Here is a 3833-nt window from a genome sequence, read left to right as displayed (position 1 = left end):
ACCTCCACCGGCAGCGCCACCCGCGGCCCCCGCACCTCCGCCCTCGCCGCCGCAGGCCTCGCCGCCATCGGGCCCGCCACCTGGGGCACCACCTACGTCACGACCACCGAGCTGCTGCCCCCGGACCGGCCGCTGCTCGCCGCGGCCCTGCGCGCGCTGCCCGCCGGGCTCATCCTGCTCGCGCTCACCCGGCGGCTGCCGACCGGCGACTGGTGGTGGAAGGCCGGAGTGCTCGGCCTGCTCAACTTCGGCGCTTTCTTCCCACTCCTCTTCTTCGGCGCCTACCACCTACCCGGCGGCGTCGCCTCGACCGTCAGCGCCGTCATGCCGCTGCTCGTCGCGGGATTCGGGATGGGGGTCCTGAAGGTGCGGCCCACGCGCCGGACTCTTGGCGCCGGGCTCGTCGGAGTCGTGGGCGTCGCCCTCCTCGTCCTGCGCGGCAACGCGTCCGTCGACCTCGCGGGGATCGCGGCCATGCTGGTGGCCACGACGCTGATGGCTCTCGCCGTCGTACTGAGCAAGCGGTGGGGACGGCCGGAAGGCGCCTCGCTGCTCGCCGTGACCGGGTGGCAACTCACCGCCGGAGGCCTGGTGTTGGCGCCCATCGCGCTGACCGCCGAAGGCCTCCCCGACCACTTCACCGGCGCCAACCTCGCCGGATACGCCTACCTCGGCATCATCGGCACCGCCGTCGCCTACGCCCTCTGGTTCCGCGGCATCGAACGGCTCCCCGCCTCGTCCGTGTCCTTCCTCGGACTCACCAACCCCGTCGTCGCCACCCTCGCCGGGCTGGTTCTGCTCGGGCAGACGCTCACCCTCTGGCAGGTGGGCGGGCTGGTGCTCGTCGTGGCGAGTGTGCTGGTCGGGCAGGGCCGCCGCCGCGTGGCCCGCCGTCACCCGTAACTACCCCACCACCAAACCCACCCATCAAACCCACCGCCCAAGGAGCAGTCCCCATGCGCATCACCGTCTTCGGAGCAGCCGGAAACGTCGGCAGCCGCGTAGTCACCGAAGCCCTCACCCGCGGCCACGAAGTCACCGCCGTCGTCCGCGACCCCGCCCGCTTCGGCGAGCTGCACCCGGGCGCTTCCCACCGCACCGGCGACGCCCAAGACCCCGAGCAGGTGGCCGAGTTGAGCGCCGGACAGGATCTCGTGGTGAACGCCACCAGACCGGCCCCCGGCCGCGAACCCGAACACGCCGCCATCAGCCGGGCGTTGCTCGCCGGACTCGCGAGCGTCAGCGGCGTACGCCTGATGATCGTGGGCGGGGCCGGGAGCCTGACCGTGCCGGGCACGCGAGGCGGCGTCCTCGCGATCGACGATCCGGCGTACGTCCCCGCCGCCTGGCGGCACATCGCGCTGGCCTCCAACGATCAGTACGACGCCGTCCGCACCGCCGACACCGAGGTCGACTGGACGTACTTGAGCCCGTCCGCCGTACTGGAGCCCGGCGTCCGCACCGGCACCTACCGGCTCGGCGCCGACGAACTGATCGTCGACGCCGAGGGCAACTCCGCGATCTCCATGGAGGACTTGGCGGTGGCGCTCCTGGACGAGGCCGAACGCCCCAAGCACCACCGCACTCGCTTCACCGCCGGGTACTGACCGCCGGCCACGGGCCCGAACTCACGCCGCAGCCCGCCGGAACTGCTGGTTGGCGCCGGTGCCACAGGTCCACTGGACGAGTCGGGCGCCGTCACCGGTGGAGTCGTCCTTGACGTCGAGGCACTTGCCGCTGTGCCGGGAGACGAGCCGGTAGGTGTCTTCTCCACGGTCCTCGAAGCGCCACTGCTGGTGCGCACCGGAGCCGCAGCGGTACTGGTTCACGAAGGCCCCGTCGCTGGTGGACTCGTCCGCCACGTCCAGGCACTTGCCGCTGTGCTGCGCCAGGACTCGTACGTACCCGTCGCCCGCGTCCTCCAGACGCCACCGCTGGTTGAGGTCGCCGTCGCAGGAGTACTGCACGACGTACGCGCCGTCGGCGGACGAACTGTCGGAGACGTCAAGGCACTTGCCGCTGTGCCGGGCGGCGAGGGTGTAGTGGGGACCGCCTCCCACGCCCCCGATGGCCCCGGTGTCGGTGTCGACGGAGATCTGCGGATACCACGGCAGGTTCATGGTGGTCCTGGTCGGGAAGTCCAGGGGCAGCCAGACGTACTGGGAGTCGTTGACCGTGCCGCCCATGGAATTGCCCCAGCGGTCGCCCATGTAGAGGTACGAGGTGCTCGACGCACCTGAAGTGCCCTGCACTGGAAGGACGTACGCGGTCTGGGACCCGTACGCGGTCGCGTCGCCGACGTCCTTCATCTCCGTCCAGGGCCCGGTGATGCTGTCGGCCGTCGCGTACTTCTGCTGATTGGGATACCACCCGCTGGTGCCCGAGGTGAGCATGAAGTAGACGCCGTCACGCTTGAACAGGGCGGGGGATTCCCGGTGGTTGCCCGGCCAGGGGTTGGCGACTTCCTTGTCGAAGCCGGTGTAGTCGGCGGTCAGCTTGTAGATGAAGAGATCGGCGTTCTCGCTGCCGGACGAGATCTGGTACGCCGTACCGTCGTCGTCCTTGAACAGCGTCATGTCCCGGGACGTCGTGCCGCTCGGCGGCCGGAAGCTGCCTTTCCAGGTGTAGTCGCCGTCGACCGTGTCGGACACGGCGACGGCGGTGCGGGACTCGGTGTAGTCCTTGCCGTTCTCCTTGTGCATCCACATGACGAACTTGCCGGTGTCGCTGTTGTAAATGACCTTGGGACGCTCGATGTTGGCGACGGCGAGCTCGGGGTCGCTGTCCTGCGTCAGGGCGTTCTTCCGGAACTCCCAGGTCTTCAGGTCGGTCGAGCGGTAGACGGAGACGGCCTTGAAGGTGTTGTCCGGGTGCCGGTTCTCGCCGAACAGGTAGTAGAAGTCGCCCACTTTGATGGCTCCACCGCCGTGGGCGTGGACGACGGCGCCGGTGGTGTCCGTGAACTGGGTCGCGTTGGTGATGGTGACGGGTGCGGCCTGCGCGAGGGGCGCGGCATGAGCGGGGAGACCGGCGGCCACGAGCCACAGCACGGTCAGGAAGGCGGCCAGTAAGGGTCTGCGGGCGCGTTGAAGCATGGAATGCATGGAATGCATCGAAGGTCCCTTCTTCGACGGTGGGGGGTGATCCTTGATCGCTCTGATTGAGTTTTGTTGGATCGTGTGTGTGTCTGTTGAGGGACCGTAGGTGTGGCGGATGTTTGCGTCAACACCGTGTGCGAAATTGGTTCTTCAGGGCGCGGGTCGGGATTGTCAGTGGCCGGTGGCAGACTCCGCAGCATGAGTGACGACGTGCGCTTGAGAGATGTCGGACCGGCCGATCTGGAGGTCTTCTTCGCGCAGCAGCACGACCCGGAGGCCGTGCGGCAGTCGAAGTTTCCGCCCCGGGAGCGGGACGCCTTCATGACTCACTGGGCGACCAGGGTCCTCGGGGATCCGACCGTCTTCGTCCAGGGCGTCACCGTCGACGGGGAGTTGGCGGGCAACCTGGTGGCGTGGTGGGACGAGGACCGGCGCTTCATCGGGTACTGGCTCGGCCGGCAGTACTGGGGGCGGGGCATCGGCACACAGGCGCTCGCGCTCTTCCTGGAGCGAGAGAAGACCCGCCCCCTTCACGCTGATCCCTTCCTAGGGAACACCGGCTCGGTGCGGCTGCTGGAGAAGCATGGCTTCCGGCGCACCGAGCCGGTCTGGTACGGCGAGAACGAGCACATCATGCTGGTGCTCGACGAGGACCGCTGAGGACCACTGAGGACCGCTGAGGACCGCTGACGGAGGCGTCACCCCCGGTGCGAACCACCCCGCCCAGCCCGCCGC

4 protein-coding genes are annotated in these 3833 nt (G+C 69.1%); 3 read left to right on the top strand and 1 reads right to left on the bottom strand.

All coding sequences use genetic code 11. From position 1 onward, the window contains the following. The coding region (locus E2651_RS41925; RefSeq protein ID WP_348541708.1) for an EamA family transporter at positions 1-903 on the top strand (903 nt) is incomplete at its 5' end. Between the two features lie 53 nt (positions 904-956). Further along, positions 957-1607, top strand: coding sequence for an NAD(P)H-binding protein (locus tag E2651_RS41920; protein ID WP_135336514.1), 651 nt, complete (start codon positions 957-959; stop codon positions 1605-1607). A 21-nt stretch (positions 1608-1628) separates the two neighbouring features. Here E2651_RS41920 and E2651_RS41915 read toward each other — a convergent pair whose 3' ends face one another. After that, entirely contained in the window at positions 1629-3095 is a 1467-nt protein-coding gene (locus E2651_RS41915) for an RICIN domain-containing protein (RefSeq protein ID WP_135336513.1), read from the bottom strand. A gap of 201 nt (positions 3096-3296) precedes the next feature. Here E2651_RS41915 and E2651_RS41910 point away from each other — a divergent pair, with 201 nt between their 5' ends. Further along, complete coding sequence (locus E2651_RS41910; protein ID WP_135336512.1) at positions 3297-3758, top strand: GNAT family N-acetyltransferase; 462 nt, start codon at positions 3297-3299, stop codon at positions 3756-3758. Positions 3759-3833 lie beyond the last annotated feature (75 nt).

The organism is Streptomyces sp. MZ04 (assembly GCF_004684775.1).
GTDB lineage: Bacteria > Actinomycetota > Actinomycetes > Streptomycetales > Streptomycetaceae > Streptomyces.
This window is presented reverse-complemented; position numbering and strand designations above follow the sequence as displayed.

What these genes read in the sequence shown, in the direction of transcription:
- E2651_RS41915 (WP_135336513.1), bottom strand. Translation starts at nt 3,095, where the DNA reads ATGCTTCAACGCGCCCGCAGACCCTTACTGGCCGCCTTCCTGACCGTG.
- E2651_RS41910 (WP_135336512.1), top strand. Translation starts at nt 3,297, where the DNA reads ATGAGTGACGACGTGCGCTTGAGAGATGTCGGACCGGCCGATCTGGAG.
- E2651_RS41920 (WP_135336514.1), top strand. Translation starts at nt 957, where the DNA reads ATGCGCATCACCGTCTTCGGAGCAGCCGGAAACGTCGGCAGCCGCGTA.